Below are 17,117 nucleotides of genomic sequence, written 5' to 3' on the forward strand. Positions count from 1 at the left end.
CGAACAAGGCCGATTGGGGAAAGGCAGTCTGTTCTGTCCTTGTCCATCGCAACGTCGGCAGTCCAAACCCGGTCACGCCTTGGCGTGGTCAGCAGGAGATGAAGATGCGCACATGATCAACGGTCGGTTCGACCTGCGGCCGGTCTGCAAGGAAGGGGTTGACGGGAAGTCCCTTGGGGTAGGGTTAGCCGGCACTTTGCACCCCCTCGCCTCGGAAAACAGAGATTTCAAGATCGCTTATGCGCAGCATGTTTGGTCTATTCTTGTCCCACATGTAGGGGGCGTCTTTACTATCGTTGAATGGAACCGTCGGAAGGCCCATTCTTACCTTACCGCACATGCCGTCACTGAGCAGTGCTGCGACAGCGGTGGTGTTGAATAGCAGCGCTGCTCCATGAACAAACGGTGCGCCATACTCCCCTTCCGTATGTGCAAGAAAACCTACATCGTCGGTCTTTAGATCTCGATCGAGTTCCTGCGCGTTACGGTATTTCGTGAAAAGCGTGAGGTGGATGTCAACGTCTGCTAGACGTTGACCAGTAGAAAGCACGACGTTTGTGTCGTGAGCAGCACGGAGGACTAGGGCGAATGACTCTGATGATCGGAGGGCACCCTCCTCAACATGTAGAGACATGGTTGCCGAGGCGCGAGCAACGGAAAGGTACAAATCTGTCGGAAGGGCGAAGGTCATGGCTTGTGACGGCTAACGTAGAGCTAACCGGCAGCCAAAAGCGTAGCTTTTGGCTGTCCAGCGACCGAAGGGAGCGAGGTTGAGCACCATGTTAGAAGAGCCGAAGGCAGAAACCGTGGAGTATGCCATGGAGCTGACGGCGGCGCGCTCGTGGTTGTGGCAAGGCGGTTGGCCTTGCACAAACGCAAAGCGGATGAGCGACGCCACGCGGCTGAACAGCGCAGAGTTGTGGAGCCGGCACGGACTCGGATACTGGGCGTGAGCGACACACCGTGACGTCCGACGAGCGATTCCAGACGACGATTCAGCCCTTGACTGCGGTTGGCGGCACAAACGCCGACGAAAAACCAATGAAACTGCCGGCCGATCACGCAATGCGTTTTTCATTGGGCTGTTCAGGAAACTTCTAACGTCTGAATTCACCGGACCTGCGCGGCTTCTTCGCGCAGGTCCGGTGGAATGATGGGTTGGGCCATGGATTCTCAGCTCCCTTTTCGCTTGGCTCTCACAAGCTCATCAGCGGGCTATACCCGGAAGGGAGGTGGCGCTCCCACGACACGATGACGTGTTTGATGTTGCGCTCTGCATATGCCATTACCTCACAAACTGCCTTCTTGACCATAAGCAAACCCTCCTTTCGAACTGTAGATAGACCTGCAATGGTTTCCGCGATTAAAAACCCTAGCCAGAAGCTGGTAGGGCCAATAACTACATGAACAAAGCCTGCCATCATCAGTCTCAGGAGGCCACCTCTGAGAGACGCACGATTATGCGTTTCGGCATGTAACAACGGCACTGCGCAAATGGGTCCAACGTTCAAAGTGAGGGGCAGCCGGAGCGCGTAGCGCGGAGGGCACCAAAAGCGTCGCTTTTGGCTGTCCCCTCGACTGCCGTGTTAGGGCAAAAGCTCCACATACCCTCAGCCTGCTTTAGTTCCGGGGGCGCTGAATGGTAGAAGGGCGTGTTGTTCATTGCGAAAGAATGAGCAGTTTGACGATACCAAAGACAGCGAGAAAGATCGCTAAAAAGCCAACTATCGCCACAAGAAAAACGTGAAGTGGCGCTGGGCGTTGAAGCTTTACTCGACCGAACGAGATGCCCCGCAGAACAAAGCGTCCAATGCGGAAGAAGAGGTGCTCAACCAAACCCCAGAATACAAAGTGAATGATCGTATCCACGCGAATCCCTAACAGTTGTAGTAGACGGAATCGATCAGTAGTGAGATAGACCGATTCGGCCTATTGTTGGCTATGACGGATGACGATAGCATTGACTGCGACCTCCGTAACGGTTTCTTACAACGCAACATAGCCGACGCATATGACTCTGTCAAACGCCCCCGATGCGGTACTACGGTTTTGGCGCAACTATCAGACTCTGTTGAGGAATTCCGGTGTGAAGCCCGGTGCTGCGGAGTGGTACGTGCGACACGCGGAGGCGTATCTGAAGACTTTTGAGGGGCGACGGCTGGCGACGCACACGGCGGTGGAGGTGGAGGCATGGCTGGCGGAGCGCGGCAGGATAGGCCGATTGCAGTCGTGGCAGTTTTGCCAGATGGTGGAGGCGGTGAGGCTGTTGTTGCAGTTGGCACACGCGCCGGCTGAGGCGGCGGTCGACTGGGACTACTGGCGGGAGGCCGGGCGCGAGCTGCCGGCGACGCACCCTACGCTTGCCCGTAGCCTTGCGCCGAAGCCCCCAGCCGGCGAAGTGGAGGGCGGCAAGGGCGTGGATGCGTTGCGCGGTCAGGTGGTGGCGGTTATCCGGCAACGCAATTATTCGATCCGGACCGAGGAGGCGTATTGCGGGTGGCTGGACCGGTTTGCGCGCTTTCTGAAAGGGGCGGATCCGCGCGCGGCGGGAGCGGTGGAGGTAAAGGCCTTTCTTCAGGATCTTGCGGTGCAGGGGCGGGTGGCGGCGAGCACGCAGAACCAGGCGCTCAATGCGCTGGTGTTTCTCTACGACAAGGTTCTGGAGCGTCCGCTGGGAGCTCTGGGGAGCTTTGCGCGGGCCAAGCGTCCGCAGCCTCTGCCGGTGGTGTTGTCGCGGGACGAGGTGGTGCGTCTGCTGGGGCGGATGGACGGCGTGCACGGGATGATGGCGGCGCTGCTGTATGGCACGGGGATGCGCCTGATGGAGTGTGTGCGACTGCGGGTGAAGGATCTCGACTTCGAGTATCGGCAGATCGTGGTTCGCGACGGGAAGGGGCAGAAGGACAGGGTCGTGCCGATGCCCGCGCGTCTGGTGGATGGCTTGCAGGCGCATCTGGCGAAGGTGAGGGGGCTCCATCAGGAGGACTTGGCGCGGGGGGCGGGCGCCGTGTTCCTGCCCGACGCGCTGGAGCGCAAGTATCCGGCGGCGCCGAGGGAGTGGGGCTGGCAGTACGTCTTTGCGGCGAGCCGCTTGTCGGCCGATCCGCGCGGCGGTGTGGTGCGACGGCACCATTTGCATGAGAGCAGCTTGCAGAAGGCCGTGCATCGCGCGGCGCGCGAGGCGAGCTTAAGCAAGCCGGTGAGCTGCCATGCACTGCGGCACAGTTTCGCGACGCATGTGTTGGAGGCCGGTTACGACATCCGTACGGTGCAGGAGCTGCTCGGGCATTCGGATGTGTCGACGACGATGATCTACACCCATGTGCTCAATCGCGGCGGGCGAGGAGTCGTGAGCCCGCTGGACCGAGTCGGCTGAATACCGCAGGGCAGTCGCACGAACCCGTGTAGAGCGCGAGGAGCGCAGCGTATCCCGCCAGTCCCGGCGTCGGAAGCGGCCCAAGGGCCGCATGGCGGGGTACGCCTTCGGCTCCGCCCGCCCTACGAGTCCGTGCTTCCGCGAACAGTTCCGCAATCGACCTGACGACACGTGCAGTCATACGATCGCCCTGTTGAGCACCGCCGGAGCTCATTGTCGCAAATCTGGACAGTGTCTGAATTTGCGAAATCCCGTGCTGGATGGACCATACCCCACGGTCCAACGGCGTTGCCGGCTTGGTTCGATGGGGACGTGTCTGCTTTCTGTACAAGCGTGCGTTGCGGAGCGGGCTGCGCAATTCGGCACGTTCTGACTCCAAGTGGCTGTAAATAAATGATTAGTTGTTCCTCGCGCAAAGCGGGCATTGCTCTTGCGTTATCTCGTCCGAAGAAGTTGGAAGGCCAACAATCAGGAGGAGATCAAGATGTACGCAAGGAGATTGGCCGTTTGCCTGGGAAGCGTGGCGACGCTGGTGGTCGCGGGTGGGGCGCAGGCGGCGTGGCGGGATGGGGGCGAGGTGTACGACAAGGTGTGCCGCTATTGCCACGAGGCGAACGTCGGGCCGGTGCTGAAGGGGCGTGCGTTGCCGACGGAGTACATCCAGCGGGTGGTGCGCATGGGCAACCGGGCGATGCCGGCGTTCCGGCCGAGCGAGATCGACGACGCGACGCTGGCCGACGTGGCGCGGCGGGTCAGTGGTAGCGCGGCGGTTGCGCAGGAGTGATGCGTCATGGACAGACGGATTTTCCTGAAAGGAGTGCTGGGCGGCGGAGCGCTGGGCGCGGTGCCGCTGGCGGCCACGGCGAAGCTGGACGAGCTCGGCATCGCGGAGCGGCCGGTGATGGTGGTGGCGCAGGCGGAGTCGCCCGAGGCGCTGGCGATGGCGCGCGGACTGGGGGTGGAGCTGGGTGTGCGGCCGGTGGCGGCGGGCGTGCGCGAGCTGGGCAGCTTCGGGGGCGTGACGGCCTTGCTCGATCGCGCGGGACAGGGGCGCGTGATCGGGGTGATGGATGACGCGTCGGCCCTGATCTTCCAGCAGATCGCGGCGGCGCGCGGTGCGGGCCTGGTGATGGACACGCATCGTCGCATCGGGGCGGCCAGCCTCGTTTCCTTCGCGATCAACACCTGACGCAGCGCGCGGCAGGCACAAATACAACGGAGACAATCGAATGGTTTCGAAGAGCAAGGTGCTGCCCAAGGGGATCAGCGCAGCGGAGTTCGACAAGGCGGTGCGGGAGCTGCGGGCCATCGTGGGCGACGAGCATGTGTTGGTCGATGAGGAGAAGCTGGCGCCGTATCGCAAGATCATGATGCCGGTGTCCGAGGCGCAGCACGAGCTGTCGGCGTCGGTGATGCCGGACGGCGTCGAGCAGATCCAGCGTGTGATGAAGGTGGCGAACAAGTACCGGGTTCCGGTCTATCCGATCTCGACCGGCAAGAACCTCGGCTACGGTTCGGCGGCGCCGGTGCAGCGCGGGCAGATCGTGATGGACCTGCGACGCATGAACCGCATCATCGAGGTCGATGCGGAGCTGTGCACGGCGCTGGTCGAGCCGGGCGTGACTTACCAGCAGCTCTACGACTACCTGCAGGAGCACAAGCTGCCGCTGTGGTTCTCGTGCCCGGCGCCGTCGGCGATTGCGGGGCCGGTGGGCAACATGGTGGACCGCGGCGTCGGCTACACGCCTTACGGCGAACACTTCATGTTCTCGTGCGGCATGGAGGTGGTGCTGGCGGACGGGCAGGTGTTGCGCACCGGCATGGGCGCGATGGAGAACTCGAACACCTGGCAGGTGTTCAAGTGGGGCTACGGGCCGACGCTGGACGGCATCTTCACGCAGTCGAACTTCGGTGTCGTTACCAAGATGGGGATGTGGCTGATGCCGGCGCCGCCGGATTTCCGCCCCTTCTGCATCCAGTATCCGAACGAGACCGACATCACCAAGATCGTCGAGGCGCTGCGGCCGCTGCGCATCGCGATGGTGATCCCGAACGCGGTGGTGATCGCGCACACGCTGTGGGAAGCACCCTGCACGCCGGTGAAGCGTGCCGACTATCACACCGGGCCGGGCGCGATCAGCGACGAGGCGGTGAAGAAGATCCAGGCCGATCACAACATCGGCGCGTGGAATGTGTATGCGGGCCTGTATGGCACGAAGGAAACCAACGACGCCAACTGGAAGATCATCGAGGCGGTCGCCGCGGGTACGGGTGGCAAGATCATCACGCAAGAGGCGTCGAAGGGCAGCAAGGCGCTGGAGTACCGCTTCGACCTGATGAAGGGTAAGCCGAATCTGGGCGAGTTCGGCCTGTACAACTGGCGCGGGGGTGGCGGTTCGATCTGGTTCGCGCCGGTGTCGCAGGCGAAGGGCGCCGAGACGCTCAAGCAGATGCAGATGGCGAAGACCATCCTCGCGAAGTACGGCTTCGATTATGTCGGCGAGTTCATCGTCGGCTGGCGCGACATGCACCACGTCATCGATCTGCTGTACGACCGCTCGAAGCCGGAGGAGATGGAGAAGGCCTACGCGTGCTACGACGAGCTGCTGCATACCTTCGCCAAGGAAGGCTACGGCATGTACCGCGCGAACACCGCCTTCGCCGAGAAGGTCGCGGCGACCTACGGGCCGGTGAAGCGCGACGTCGAGAAGCGCCTGAAGAAGGCGCTGGACCCGAACAACATCATCGCGCCGGGCCGGTGCGGCATCAGCCTGTAAGGGGGAAGCATGAAGGAATACAAGCTGTTCATCGACGGCGAATGGGTGTCGTCGTCGACCGAAACCATCCTAGACGACATCAACCCGGCGACCGGCGAGGTGTGGGGGCGGGTGCATCAGGCCTCCGCCGACGACCTCGAACGTGCCATCGCCGCCGCGTACCGCGCGCGTGAAAGCTGGGGCAATACGCTCGCCAACGAACGCGAGGCGATCCTGCTGCGTGCGGCGGACGAGCTGCAGAAGCGCATCCCGGAAGTGGCCGAGGTGTTGATCGACGAGGCGGGTTCGACCTTCGGCAAGGCGATGTTCGAGGCGAGTTTCGTCGTGAATCTGCTGCGCAGCGCTGCGGGCGAGTGCCGGCGCATCACCGGCGAGACGATCCCGTCCGACAGCCCTGGCGTGTTCTCGATGAGCGTGCGCCGTCCGCTGGGCGTGATCGCAGGCATCGCGCCGTTCAACTTCCCCTTCCTGCTCGCGACGAAGAAAGTCGCGCTGGCGTTGGCAGCGGGCAACACCTTCATCCTCAAGCCCGCGACCTATACGCCGGTGACGGGGCTGAAGATCGCGGAGATCTTCGAGGCGGCGGGTCTGCCGAAGGGCGTGCTGAACGTGGTGCCGGTGCAGGGCTCGGTGCTCGGCAACAAGTTCGTCGCCGATCCGCGCGTGCGCATGATCACCTTCACCGGTTCGACCGAGGTCGGGCGTGAGCTGTCGGCGGAGGCCGGCAAGCACTTCAAGCGCATCACGCTGGAGCTCGGCGGCAAGAGCCCGCTGATCGTGCTGAAGGACGCGGACGTCGATTACGCGGTGAACGCGGCGGCCTTCGGCATCTTCCTGCATCAGGGGCAGGTGTGCATGGCGAACTCGCGGCTCATCGTCGAAGCGCCGATCTTCGATGCGTTCTGCGACAAGCTCACGACCAAGATCAGCGGCTTCAAGGTCGGTGACCCGCACGATCCGCACACGGTGATCGGGCCGCTGATCGACCGCAAGCAGTGCGCGGTGCTCGACCGGCATGTGGCCGACGCAGTGGCGAAGGGGGCGAAGCTGCTGCATGGGGGCAAGAGCGACGGAGCGTTCTACCAGCCGACCATTCTCGCCGGTGTGACGCCCGACATGGTGGTGTTCCGCGAGGAAAGCTTCGGGCCGGCGGTGTCGGTGATCCGCGCCGCGGACAGCGAGGAGGCGCTGCGGCTCGCCAACGACTCGTGCTACGGGTTGTCGTCGGGCCTCATCACCAACGATCTGCAGAAGGCCTTCGACCTGTCGCTGCGCCTGGAGGCGGGGATGGTGCACATCAACGACGCGTCGATCATGGATGAGCCGCACGTGCCCTTCGGCGGCATCAAGGACAGCGGGATGGGACGCGAGGGCGGACATCACTCGATGGACGAGATGACCGAACTCAAGTGGATCACGGTGCAGATGGGGCAGCGCCAGTTCCCGTTCTGAACGACAAGAAAAATCAGGGAGGAGACATGAAAATCAGGACGATCACGATGGCCGTGGTTTTGGCGGCCGGCCTCATGGGCGGCGTGCAGGCGAAGGAGGGTGGCGACCAGTACCCGAACGGCGTTGAAAACTGGCTCGCCGGCGCGGCGCCGCCGCCGGGCAACTATTTCCTCAACTACGTTGGCCACTACCGTGGCACGCTGCGCGACGGCGATGGCGACAAGGTGCCGGGCGCGTCGGTGGATGCGTGGTTTGATGCGCTGCGCTTCATCAAGATGACCGACACCAAGATTCTCGGCGGCGACTGGGGCATGCACCTGGTCGTGCCGCTCGTGCAACAGGAGGTGAAGCTCGGCGGCGACAGCAAGACGGTGACCGGGGTCGGTGACATCACCTTCAATCCGCTCATCGTGGCGTGGCACACCAAGAACTTGCACTGGCTGGTCGCGCTCGACCTCAACATGCCGACGGGCCAGTACAAGTCGGGCGACCCGCGCAAGAGCATCGGCACGAACTACTGGAGCATCGAGCCGATCTTCGCGACGACCTGGCTGTCCGACGACGGCTGGGAGCTGTCAGCCAAGTTCATGTACAACATCAAGAGCAAGAACAAGGACTTCCGGCCGGCGCCCGGCGCACCGAAGATGGATTACGAGTCGGGCGACGATTTCCACATGGATTACACGGTCGGGAAGCATTTCGGGCCGTGGTCGGCGGGGCTGTCCGGCTACTACCTGAAGCAGACGACCAACGACAAGCTCGATGGCGAGACCTTGTCGTCGGCGCTCGGTCCGTGGTCGAACGGGCGCAAGGGGAAAGTCTTCGCGATCGGCCCGAGTGTCGGCTACACGAACAAGAACGGCACGACGTTCATCGTCCAGTGGCAGCACGAAACCGAAGCCGAGAACCGCTTCCGCGGCGACAAGGCGTGGTTCAAGCTGGTGTTGCCGTTCTGAAGGGCGGATCGAGGGTGTGGTGGCGGGAGGAAATCCCGCCACCACACCCTTTGCCCGCGATCAGCCGAGATCCAGTTCGACCTTGGCAGTCAGTGAGTTGGCGATGAAGCAGCGCTTGTGGGCGCTGTCGTGGATCGCAGCGAGGGTCGCGGCGTCGGGCGCCTTGTCGACAAAGGTGACGCGCGGCGACAGCGTGATGCGCGTGAGGGCCTGGCCCTTCTCGGTCTTGCCGAGTTCGCCGGCTGGGGTGTCGGTGTAGCGGGCCACCGGGAACCCCTTCAGGTCGGCAATCGCGAGGAAGAACAGCATGTGGCAGCTTGCCAGCGCGCTGATCACCATCTGTTCGGGGTCGGCACAGTCCGGGTCGCCGAGGAAGCCGGGTGAGGCGGACATGTTGACCTTCTGGCCGCCTGCCAGTGTGCTGACGTGGTTGCGCGAGTAGGTCTTGGGGTCGGTCGCGTGCGGGGCGCGCGACCATTCGATTGCGGCGGAGTGTTGCGACATCGTGTGCATCTCCTCAGCGATATTTCTGATAAACCGCCCGCGCGTCGGCGTGGGCGCGGTCGAGCGTGCAGATCGACGGATCGTCGTCGTGCAGCGTGAAGAAATCGTCCGCCTGGGCGCGCATCACCATGTCGATGGCGGCCTGGTCTTCGACGTTGTATTTCTCGGTGATCAGCGTCGTGACTTCATCCAGATGTTCTTCGTAGGTCATTTCGTATTCCTTGCCTGCGCGCGCAGCATGTACAGGTACAGCGACTCCACCTTTTCGCGCGCCCAAGGGGTGCGCCGCAGGAACTTCAGGCTGGAAGGGATCCCGGGATCGTGCGTGAAGCAGCGGATGGCAATGTGCTCGCCGAGCGAGTCCCAGCCATAGTGCTCCACCAGGCGGGTCAGCATGGCTTCGAGCGTGACGCCGTGGAGCGGGTTTCGGGGTTGCGAGTCGCTCACCGATGTTCCGGGAAGATCTTTTGCAGGAGGCTCACGAGCGTGCTCCGCTCGTCATCCGAGAGGTGCTCCACGAGCCGTTTTTCGTGGTCCTGCACGCGGCGCTTGAGCTTCTTGAGCAGGGCTGCGCCGTCGGCGGTTAGCACGAGGGAGTTCGAGCGGCGGTCGTTTTCGGCCGGCCGGCGCTCGACGAGGCTGCGGCGTTCGAGGTTGTCGATGACGGAGACCACCGTCGAGCGGTCGAGGTGGGCAGCGCGTGCGAGCTCGGTCTGCTTGAGTCCGGAGTTGCACTCGATGATCACGAGGATGCCGAACAGGCCGGGGGTGACGTCGAATTCGCCGAGTCCTTCGGCGAAGTCGCGGAAGATCGCGATCTGTGCGAGGCGCAGCTGGTAGCCGGCCAGGCTGGGCAGCATGCCGTAGTCGAGCCCTTTCTTGTCCGTCGATTTTTTTTGTGTCATGGAATACGGGGAAATACAGAACATTGGGTGTCCGAAGTATGCCGTCCAAACGGTGTAAAAAATAGTGGAACACAAACAATTTGACAGAAAGCAATCAGATCGATAGAGTTCGCTCATCGGGGCGCGTTCTGTACGCGCCGAATCCAGTCGTCGCAGATGGAGGGTCGGATGAGCGGACAGACGGTTTCCCTGGTGATGGCGGGCAGCGGCGGAGCGGGGGTAGTGACCGCGGGCAGCCTGCTGCTGGAGGCGGCGGCACGGGCGGGGTGGTACGCGTACATGACGCGCTCGTCGGGCCCGCAGATCCGCGGGGGCGAGGCGGCGGTGATGCTGCGGCTGGGCACGCAACCGATCGCCTCCCATGACGACTGCTTTCACCTGCTGGTCGGCGTCGACTGGCAGAACGTCGGCCGCTTCGCCGCCGAGATTCCGCTCGGCCCCGACAGCCTGATCATCGGCGACCCGGGCGAAGGCGAAGTGCCTGAAGTGTTCGTGCGCAGCGGCGCACAGCAGATCGCGCTGCCGATGAAAGCGCTCGCCAAGAAGATCCCCGACGGCCGCCCGAACATGGTCGCCTTCGGCGCCATCGCCGCGATGATCGGCCTCACCGAAGACGTCGTCGTCGGCGTGCTGCGCGACACCTTGAAGCGCAAGGGCGAGGACGCCATCGCCGCGAGCCTCGCCGCCTTCCGCGCCGGCGTCGAAGCCGCCGCTGAATTCCCGGCGGTGCCGCGCCTGCCCGCAGGCAAGGCCGACACCACCGAGCGCTGGAGCATCACCGGCAATGAAGCCACCGGTATGGGCGCGCTGCGCGGCGGTGTGCGCTTCGTCGCCGCCTACCCGATCACCCCCGCCACCGAAGTGCTCGAATGGCTCGCCCCGGCGCTGCCCAAGGTCGGCGGCGTGCTCGTGCAGGCCGAAGACGAACTCGCCTCCATCAACCAGATCATCGGCGGCTCCTACGGCGGCGTGCCGTCCCTCACCGCCACCTCCGGCCCCGGCCTCGCACTGATGACCGAATCGCTCGGCCTCGCGGTCGCCGCCGAAGTCCCCATCGTCGTCATCGACGTCATGCGCGTCGGCCCCTCCACCGGCATCGCCACCAAGTCCGAACAGGCCGACCTCAACATCGCCGTGTATGGCCTGCACGGCGACGCCCCGCACCTCGTGCTCGCGCCGACCTCGGTTGCCGACTGCCTCTTCACCACGCAGTGGGCCGTGCATCTGGCCGAAAGCCTGCAGACCGCCGCCATCGTCCTCACCGACCAGGCGATGGGGCAGGCGAGGGCGGTGATGCCGCGCTCGGCCGCCGTCAGCTTCATCGGCCAACGCGAGAAACCCGCCGCCCTGGCCGAAGGTGTGCAGTACAAGCGTTACGCCAACACCGCCTCGGGCGTGTCGCCGATGGCCATCCCCGGCATGGCGGGCCTCATGTACACCGCCGACGGCCTCGAACACAACGAGACCGGCACCCCCTCGTCGCAAGCCTCCGACCATCAGGCCCAACTCGACAAGCGTCTGAGGAAACTCACCGGCTACCACTACGGCGACCACTGGGCCGACATCACCGGCGACGAAGACGCGGACACCGCGATCCTCACTTGGGGGTCGAGTGCCGGCCCCGCGCGCGAAGCGCTGGAGCGCCTGCGTGCCGCGGGTCATCGCGTGAGACTCGTCGCCGTGCGCCTGATCTCGCCGGTGCAGCCCGAACAATTCGCCGAGGCGATGCAAGGCGTCGAACGCGTGCTCGTCGTCGAGCAATCGCACAGCGGGCAGTTCCACCGCTACCTGCGTGCCCAGTACGACCTGCCGCGCCAGGTCAGGGCGCTCCACCATCCCGGCCCGCTGGCGGTCCACCCCGGCGCCATCGTCGAACACATCACCCAGTGGAGCTGAACATGGATGCCTGTGTAAAACAGCGGGACTACACCGCCAAGGACTACAAGTCGGAAGTCAAACCGATCTGGTGCCCGGGCTGCGGTGACTACTCCGTGCTCGCCGCGATCACGCGCGCGCTCGCCTCGATGCAGCTCGCCCCCGAGAACGTCGCGGTGGTGTCGGGCATCGGCTGCTCCTCGCGCATTCCCGCCTACACCAGCGTGTACGGCTTCCACGGCGTGCATGGACGGGCGCTGCCGGTCGCCACGGGACTGAAGATCGCGCGCCCCGACCTCACGGTGCTGGTTACCGGTGGCGACGGCGACGGCTTCTCGATCGGCGGCAACCACTTCATGCATGCATGCCGGCGCAATGTCGACCTCACCTACATCGTCATGGACAACCAGGTCTACGGCATGACCAAGGGCCAGGCCTCGCCGACCACCGAACCGGACTGGGAAGGCAGCAAGCTCACGCCGGACGGGGCGGGCATCGAATCCTTCCATCCGCTGGTCGTGGGCCTCGCCGCGGGGGCGAACTTCATCGCGCGCTGCTCGAGCTCCGACCCCAACAACGTTGCCGACATCATCACGCAGGCGATCCGCCATCCGGGCTTCTCGCTGGTGCAGGTCCTGAGCCCGTGCGTGACCTTCCGCCCCGAGCAGCTCGAATGGAAGCACATGGTGCGCACCGCCACCGTCGACGTGACCGACGACGCCGCGCGCGCCGCCCGCCGCCTGATGACCGACGACGGCTTCAACGTCGGCAAGGTGCTGTACAAGGGCGACCGCCCGGCCTGGCAGCCGGAACCCAAGGGCGTGGCCGCGGTGGCCGAACTGGAAGCCGATTTCGCGCTGTGACGGCGATCAGCGCGGGGTGCGGGCCCATCGAGCGCACCCCCAACCCCATCAGAGTCCATCATTTCTAAAATAATCAGGAGATCAAGCAAATGGCGCTGCAAATCATCGACGACTGCATCACCTGTGACGTGTGCGTGCCGGAATGCCCGAACGAGGCGATCGCGGCGGGGGGCGACATCTTCGTCATCGATGCGGGGAAGTGCACGGAGTGCGTAGGGCACTACGACACGCCGCAGTGCAAGGAGGTCTGTCCGGTCGATGCGATCGTGCCGCTGGCGGCGTGAGTTCTCAATCGATTTTGCCGTTGCCGGGAAATCCGCAGCGCCTTCGGTCCCGCGAAGACTGTGGGCGCTGCGCAGCCGTGAAGCCGGCGCCCGGTAGCTCCATGTTCCGGTTCCGCGACGCTGCGGACTCTCAACCCGGCAGGCCCATACCGTTCGGGCTGGGCCTGTCGACGCCCTGCCAGTGCCCCTCGACCGGCTCAGGGGCGAGCGGTTGTAGTTAATCGCCGCCCTGACAACTTTCTGTTCCGCCGAACCCGATGGCCCGTCGGGTGGTGAAGATCCGCGCGATTGACGGCTGAGCGGTTCGCCCCTATAGTTGCGTTGGTTAATGGTTAATCAAAGCAACTATATCGCACGATGCAGGGATTTTTCAGATCCTACCTGTCGGTCTACCGGCCCCTGATCCAGGCCCTGAACCACCTGCTTCATCCCTACGAGCTGTCGTATTCCCTGTGGCAAGTAATGCTCTATCTGCACGAGCATGAGCATGCGTCGCTCGTCGAGATTTCGCAGTACTACGGCATCGAAAAACCCGGCGTTACCCGCAGGGTGCAGCGTCTCGAGGAGTTGGGGTATCTGAGCTGCGTTCCGGGCAATGACCGGCGCGAGAAGTCGGTTGCGCTGACGGAGCAGGGCCTGCACGTTTATTCTGAGTGCCGCGTGAAGATCTCCGCGCTGGAGCAACGCATCACCGCCGGAATCGACGTCGCTGCGCTGGAACAGACGGTCGTCGTATTCAGGCAGCTACTCGGCAATCTCAAATAACAATCCCGGTCCTTCCCGACATGAAATCGTCACCGCTGTGGACCCGCGACTTCCTGATCGTCGCGGGCGTAAACTTCCTTCTCGCCCTGGTGTTTTACATGCTGATCGTGGTGGTCGGCGCGTATGCGATCGAGGCCTACGGATCGTCGTTGAGCGAGGCGGGTCTCGTCGCCGGCATCTTCGTCATCGGTACCTTGTCCGGTCGGCTGGTCATTGGACAGCTGATCGACGTCATCGGCAGGAAAAGGACGCTGATCGCCGGCACGGCCGCCTTTGCACTGACCACCTGCCTGTATTTCCTGAGCGATTCCGTTTCGACACTGATCATAGTGCGCTTTCTGCATGGGGCGGCATTGGGCGTGGGCAGTACCGCAGCCGGTACTGCGGTGGCGCATATCATCCCGCCGGACCGCAAGGCCGAAGGCATTGGCCATTTCAGCCTTAGCACGACGCTCTCCTCGGCGATCGGCCCCTTCCTGGGCCTGTGGCTGTTGCAGCATGCGAGCTTCGACTGGATCTTCGCGTGTAGCCTTGCGGTGTCGGTGATCGGCCTGCTGGCGGCGACCCGGCTGCAGGTGCCCGAACTCGACGCGGCGCACCGCGCGATGCGCGGTTTCGAGTTCTCGTTCGGCCGCCTGCTCGAGCGGCGGGCCGTTCCAGTTGCCGTGGTCGCCTTCATGGCAGGACTGTGCTACGCGAGCGTGCTGGCTTTCATAAACGTCTACGCGGTCGAACTCGATCTGGTGACGGCGGCGAGTTTCTTCTTCATCGTGTATTCGGCGGTGGTGTTGTTGTCCCGTCCCTGGACCGGACGCTTGATGGATCGGAAGGGCTCGAACGTGGTGGTATTTCCCTGCTGCATCCTCCTCGCGCTCGGTCTGGTCCTGCTCGCGAACGTGCAGAGCGCGGTCATGCTGCTGGCCGCTGCTGCATTGATCGGGCTGGGATTCGGCAACCTGCAATCGGTCTTCTACGCGGTCGCGGTCAAGGTGGTCACACCCCAGCGCATGGGCCTGGCGACCTCGACGTTCTTTATTTTCCTCGATGCGAGCCTGGGCTTTGGCCCCTATCTCCTGGGTCTCGCCATCTCCCAGATCGGTTACCGCAACCTGTATTGGGCGATGGCGGCGCTCGCGGTCCTGTGCATGGGCGCGTTTTACCTGCTGCATGGTAGGCATGTGGCACGCCTGCGCGCTGCTGACGGCCATTGAGCGAGCGGCTGTGTGGGACCCGCGAGGGGCCCGCGCGACACGTCGGGCGGGTGCGCTGTGCGCTTGCCTCGGGGCTCAGTTCTCAGCCAGTTCGTCTTCCGTGGGTTCCGTTTCGAGTCCGCCGAAGCGTTTGTAGTAGTAGGGTGCTGCGGTCGGCAGTGCGCCGCTCGGTGTTTCGCATACCGCCATCAGGTGTTGTTGCGCGTGCCGCCACGTGATCTGGTAGATGGCCCGCGACAGTGTGCGCGCGGCGGAGCCGCTCCAATCCCGCGGCATCAGCTGGGCGGGGAGTTGCGGATCGTGCAGCAGTGCGCGGCGGAACTCGTGCATCGTCAGTGTCTGGATCAGGAAGCATTGCTCCGGATCCAGCGTGCGCGTGCTGCGTAGCGAACGCAGCACGGGGCGCATGCGCTCCGAAAATTCGCCGTAGGTCGCCTCGATGTCGTCGAGATTCCAGCATTCGCGTGCGAGATCCTGCAGCGGCTTGGTCGACAGGGCGCCGATCGTCGCCGCCTGCATGGGCACGACCTTGTCCTGCGTGCCGGTGTCCTGGAGGATTTCCAGCAAGGTGCCCGTGTTCGTCGATGGGTGGCCCATGACGCCCGGCGCGACGTTGCCGTAACCCGCCCACGAGAGCTCCTTGCGTAGCGTGTCGCGCTCCGGCGAACCCAGCGTGGAAGGCAGCACGACCAGCTGCCATTCACCGTTCCAGGTGTCCTGCGGCGTGTCGTAGATGCGGCGATAGGCGTGCTCGAAGCGCCGCCGGCCCGAGGCGGTGAGGCTGTAATAGCTCTTGCGCCCGATCTGCTCCGATTCCAGCCAGTTGTCCTGCGACAGGCGATACACGCTGGTGCGCACCATGCGCTCGTTCAGGCCCAGCGGCTCGACCAGCCGGATGAAGCTGCCGAGCCAGACGGTGCCGCCGTGCGGGGCGATGAAGTCGCCGTACACGGTGATGATCAGGGAGTTCGCGCGCACCCGGCGCTCGGCCAGGTAGTCGCCGATCCACTGTTCGAGGAAACGGCTTTTCATCGTTTTTGCACCGTTGTTTCGTAGGTCCGCGGGACGCGTTCGTGATGGGGTCGCTCGATTCTAACGCCATGTCGGAAGCGCTGGAAATGAACGCGAGGGGAGCAGCGTCATGAACGGCGAGAGGGGTATTTTGCGTTATTGATTAAAATCAAACAATGAGGAAAAAAGCGATACAGAAACCTTGACCAGACGGCGATCGATTTGTATCGTTAACGCAAGACGTCGGGGGTGGGGCGTCGGTTTCGGCAGGCGACTCGAATCCGGTTAGCGAGGTGGACGATGCGGCACGGTGCGGTTTCGATGGCAGATGCTCACGGGATGTACGGCGTGGATCGGTGGACCGACGGCGCAGCGGTCCGCGCGGAGGACTCCGTGGCTGAGGAAGTGCCCGTCGCGCTGGTGTACAACGGCTTCTCTCACGCCGTGATGATGGCCACTCCGCAGGATCTCGAGGACTTCGCGGTCGGTTTCAGCCTGAGCGAAGGCATCGCCGGCAACGCCCGCGAGATCCTCGACATCGAGGTCGTCGAGCATGCGCACGGCACCGAAGTGCAGATGCAGCTGGCGGGCGAACGCTTCGCCCAGCTGCGGGCACGTCGCCGCGCGATGACTGGGCGCACCGGCTGCGGCATCTGCGGCGTCGAAAGCCTCGATCAGCTCGCCTGTCGGCCGATCGCGAAGGTCGGGGCGACGGGCATGCTCGATGCCGGCGCGCTGCAGCGTGCCCAGGCCGAACTCCAGTCGCGCCAGCATCTGTTCGACCTCACCGGCGCCGTGCATGCCGCCGCGTGGTGCGGCTTCGACGGGCGCGTCGAGCTCGTGCGCGAGGACGTCGGCCGGCACAACGCGCTCGACAAGCTCATCGGCGCCATCGCGGCCCAGCGTGGTTCCTTCAATGAAGGCTTCCTGTTCATGACCAGTCGCGCGAGCTACGAGATCGTGCAGAAGTCCGCGGCGGTCGGCATCGCGGTGGTGGTGGCGGTTTCCGCGCCGACTGGCATGGCGGTGCGCGTCGCGCAGGCCGCGGGCCTGACGCTGATCGGCTTCGCGCGTGGCGAACGCCACAGCGTCTATTCCCACCCCGAGCGGGTTCACTAAAAAAGTAAAACGGGGGAGA

Annotated in this window: 19 protein-coding genes and 1 other RNA gene; 12 read left to right on the top strand and 8 right to left on the bottom strand. The window is 63.9% G+C overall.

Going from position 1 to position 17,117, the window contains the following annotated elements:
- Window positions 1-184: 184 nt before the first annotated feature.
- From F464_RS30935 to F464_RS30940, 3 genes are all read right to left on the bottom strand, one after another.
- Window positions 185-550 carry a hypothetical protein gene (locus tag F464_RS30935; protein WP_232428915.1) on the bottom strand — a complete coding sequence of 122 codons (366 nt, stop codon included), beginning with the start codon at window positions 548-550 and terminating at the stop codon, window positions 185-187.
- 858 nt (window positions 551-1,408) lie between these two features.
- Window positions 1,409-1,473, bottom strand: an RNA gene (locus F464_RS30355) — hammerhead ribozyme type II.
- Window positions 1,474-1,659: 186 nt separating this feature from the next.
- Window positions 1,660-1,869 carry a hypothetical protein gene (locus F464_RS30940; protein ID WP_157353762.1) on the bottom strand — a complete coding sequence of 70 codons (210 nt, stop codon included), beginning with the start codon at window positions 1,867-1,869 and terminating at the stop codon, window positions 1,660-1,662.
- A 217-nt stretch (window positions 1,870-2,086) separates the two neighbouring features.
- Between F464_RS30940 and F464_RS0112910 the strand changes: the two genes are divergently transcribed.
- The 6 genes from F464_RS0112910 to F464_RS0112935 all read left to right on the top strand — a co-directional run bounded on the left by F464_RS0112910 (window position 2,087) and on the right by F464_RS0112935 (window position 8,561).
- Window positions 2,087-3,376: an integron integrase gene (locus F464_RS0112910; RefSeq protein ID WP_018990240.1), complete on the top strand. Its 1,290-nt coding sequence runs from the start codon at window positions 2,087-2,089 to the stop codon at window positions 3,374-3,376.
- Window positions 3,377-3,860: 484 nt separating this feature from the next.
- Window positions 3,861-4,160 carry a c-type cytochrome gene (locus F464_RS0112915; protein WP_018990241.1) on the top strand — a complete coding sequence of 100 codons (300 nt, stop codon included), beginning with the start codon at window positions 3,861-3,863 and terminating at the stop codon, window positions 4,158-4,160.
- Window positions 4,161-4,166: 6 nt separating this feature from the next.
- Window positions 4,167-4,565: a hypothetical protein gene (locus tag F464_RS0112920; RefSeq protein WP_018990242.1), complete on the top strand. Its 399-nt coding sequence runs from the start codon at window positions 4,167-4,169 to the stop codon at window positions 4,563-4,565.
- Window positions 4,566-4,605: 40 nt separating this feature from the next.
- Entirely contained in the window at window positions 4,606-6,153 is a 1,548-nt protein-coding gene (locus tag F464_RS0112925) for an FAD-binding oxidoreductase (RefSeq protein ID WP_018990243.1), read from the top strand.
- 9 nt (window positions 6,154-6,162) lie between these two features.
- A complete protein-coding gene (locus F464_RS0112930) occupies window positions 6,163-7,605 on the top strand; it encodes an aldehyde dehydrogenase family protein (protein WP_018990244.1) in 1,443 nt (480 codons plus the stop codon).
- Window positions 7,606-7,631: 26 nt separating this feature from the next.
- Window positions 7,632-8,561, top strand: coding sequence for a SphA family protein (locus F464_RS0112935; RefSeq protein ID WP_018990245.1), 930 nt, complete (start codon window positions 7,632-7,634; stop codon window positions 8,559-8,561).
- A gap of 60 nt (window positions 8,562-8,621) precedes the next feature.
- Here the strand turns inward: F464_RS0112935 and F464_RS0112940 are convergent, their stop codons facing one another.
- Genes F464_RS0112940 through F464_RS0112955 form a run of 4 tightly spaced genes read right to left on the bottom strand, consistent with a single transcriptional unit; the run spans window position 8,622 to window position 9,970 of the window.
- The gene (locus F464_RS0112940; RefSeq protein WP_018990246.1) at window positions 8,622-9,065 is read right to left on the bottom strand and encodes an OsmC family protein; all 444 of its coding nucleotides are present in this window, start codon (window positions 9,063-9,065) and stop codon (window positions 8,622-8,624) included.
- Window positions 9,066-9,078: 13 nt separating this feature from the next.
- A complete protein-coding gene (locus F464_RS0112945) occupies window positions 9,079-9,276 on the bottom strand; it encodes a hypothetical protein (protein ID WP_018990247.1) in 198 nt (65 codons plus the stop codon).
- A complete protein-coding gene (locus tag F464_RS0112950) occupies window positions 9,273-9,512 on the bottom strand; it encodes a VF530 family protein (RefSeq protein ID WP_018990248.1) in 240 nt (79 codons plus the stop codon). Before F464_RS0112950 ends, F464_RS0112945 begins: the two co-directional genes overlap by 4 nt.
- Window positions 9,509-9,970 carry a MarR family winged helix-turn-helix transcriptional regulator gene (locus F464_RS0112955; RefSeq protein ID WP_018990249.1) on the bottom strand — a complete coding sequence of 154 codons (462 nt, stop codon included), beginning with the start codon at window positions 9,968-9,970 and terminating at the stop codon, window positions 9,509-9,511. Before F464_RS0112955 ends, F464_RS0112950 begins: the two co-directional genes overlap by 4 nt.
- A gap of 168 nt (window positions 9,971-10,138) precedes the next feature.
- Between F464_RS0112955 and F464_RS0112960 the strand changes: the two genes are divergently transcribed.
- From F464_RS0112960 to F464_RS0112980, 5 genes are all read left to right on the top strand, one after another.
- Entirely contained in the window at window positions 10,139-11,866 is a 1,728-nt protein-coding gene (locus F464_RS0112960) for a 2-oxoacid:acceptor oxidoreductase subunit alpha (protein WP_018990250.1), read from the top strand.
- 2 nt (window positions 11,867-11,868) lie between these two features.
- Window positions 11,869-12,708 (top strand): 2-oxoacid:ferredoxin oxidoreductase subunit beta, encoded by an 840-nt coding sequence (locus F464_RS0112965; protein ID WP_018990251.1) that lies wholly within the window; start codon window positions 11,869-11,871, stop codon window positions 12,706-12,708.
- Between the two features lie 89 nt (window positions 12,709-12,797).
- Window positions 12,798-12,992 carry a YfhL family 4Fe-4S dicluster ferredoxin gene (locus tag F464_RS0112970; protein WP_018990252.1) on the top strand — a complete coding sequence of 65 codons (195 nt, stop codon included), beginning with the start codon at window positions 12,798-12,800 and terminating at the stop codon, window positions 12,990-12,992.
- A 357-nt stretch (window positions 12,993-13,349) separates the two neighbouring features.
- Window positions 13,350-13,757: a MarR family winged helix-turn-helix transcriptional regulator gene (locus tag F464_RS28460; protein WP_018990253.1), complete on the top strand. Its 408-nt coding sequence runs from the start codon at window positions 13,350-13,352 to the stop codon at window positions 13,755-13,757.
- Between the two features lie 20 nt (window positions 13,758-13,777).
- Window positions 13,778-14,968 (top strand): MFS transporter, encoded by a 1,191-nt coding sequence (locus tag F464_RS0112980; RefSeq protein ID WP_018990254.1) that lies wholly within the window; start codon window positions 13,778-13,780, stop codon window positions 14,966-14,968.
- Window positions 14,969-15,043: 75 nt separating this feature from the next.
- Here F464_RS0112980 and paaX read toward each other — a convergent pair whose 3' ends face one another.
- Entirely contained in the window at window positions 15,044-16,000 is a 957-nt protein-coding gene (gene paaX, locus F464_RS0112985) for a phenylacetic acid degradation operon negative regulatory protein PaaX (protein WP_018990255.1), read from the bottom strand.
- Between the two features lie 372 nt (window positions 16,001-16,372).
- On the opposite strand from paaX, the gene fdhD reads away from it, so the two are divergent.
- Window positions 16,373-17,098 carry a formate dehydrogenase accessory sulfurtransferase FdhD gene (gene fdhD / locus F464_RS0112990; protein ID WP_232428918.1) on the top strand — a complete coding sequence of 242 codons (726 nt, stop codon included), beginning with the start codon at window positions 16,373-16,375 and terminating at the stop codon, window positions 17,096-17,098.
- The last annotated feature ends 19 nt before the right edge of the window (window positions 17,099-17,117 follow it).

Origin of the sequence: Aromatoleum toluclasticum ATCC 700605 (genome assembly GCF_000378245.1) — a bacterium.
GTDB classification, from domain to species: Bacteria; Pseudomonadota; Gammaproteobacteria; order Burkholderiales; family Rhodocyclaceae; genus Aromatoleum; species Aromatoleum toluclasticum.

Excerpts from the sequence above, each read along its gene's own strand:
- F464_RS0112915 (WP_018990241.1), top strand. The coding sequence starts at position 3,861 with ATGTACGCAAGGAGATTGGCCGTTTGCCTGGGAAGCGTGGCGACGCTG.
- F464_RS0112920 (WP_018990242.1), top strand. The coding sequence starts at position 4,167 with ATGGACAGACGGATTTTCCTGAAAGGAGTGCTGGGCGGCGGAGCGCTG.
- F464_RS0112925 (WP_018990243.1), top strand. The coding sequence starts at position 4,606 with ATGGTTTCGAAGAGCAAGGTGCTGCCCAAGGGGATCAGCGCAGCGGAG.
- F464_RS0112930 (WP_018990244.1), top strand. The coding sequence starts at position 6,163 with ATGAAGGAATACAAGCTGTTCATCGACGGCGAATGGGTGTCGTCGTCG.
- F464_RS0112935 (WP_018990245.1), top strand. The coding sequence starts at position 7,632 with ATGAAAATCAGGACGATCACGATGGCCGTGGTTTTGGCGGCCGGCCTC.
- F464_RS0112940 (WP_018990246.1), bottom strand. The coding sequence starts at position 9,065 with ATGTCGCAACACTCCGCCGCAATCGAATGGTCGCGCGCCCCGCACGCG.
- F464_RS0112945 (WP_018990247.1), bottom strand. The coding sequence starts at position 9,276 with ATGACCTACGAAGAACATCTGGATGAAGTCACGACGCTGATCACCGAG.
- F464_RS0112955 (WP_018990249.1), bottom strand. The coding sequence starts at position 9,970 with ATGACACAAAAAAAATCGACGGACAAGAAAGGGCTCGACTACGGCATG.
- F464_RS0112960 (WP_018990250.1), top strand. The coding sequence starts at position 10,139 with ATGAGCGGACAGACGGTTTCCCTGGTGATGGCGGGCAGCGGCGGAGCG.
- F464_RS0112965 (WP_018990251.1), top strand. The coding sequence starts at position 11,869 with ATGGATGCCTGTGTAAAACAGCGGGACTACACCGCCAAGGACTACAAG.
- F464_RS0112970 (WP_018990252.1), top strand. The coding sequence starts at position 12,798 with ATGGCGCTGCAAATCATCGACGACTGCATCACCTGTGACGTGTGCGTG.
- F464_RS28460 (WP_018990253.1), top strand. The coding sequence starts at position 13,350 with ATGCAGGGATTTTTCAGATCCTACCTGTCGGTCTACCGGCCCCTGATC.
- F464_RS0112980 (WP_018990254.1), top strand. The coding sequence starts at position 13,778 with ATGAAATCGTCACCGCTGTGGACCCGCGACTTCCTGATCGTCGCGGGC.
- paaX (WP_018990255.1), bottom strand. The coding sequence starts at position 16,000 with ATGAAAAGCCGTTTCCTCGAACAGTGGATCGGCGACTACCTGGCCGAG.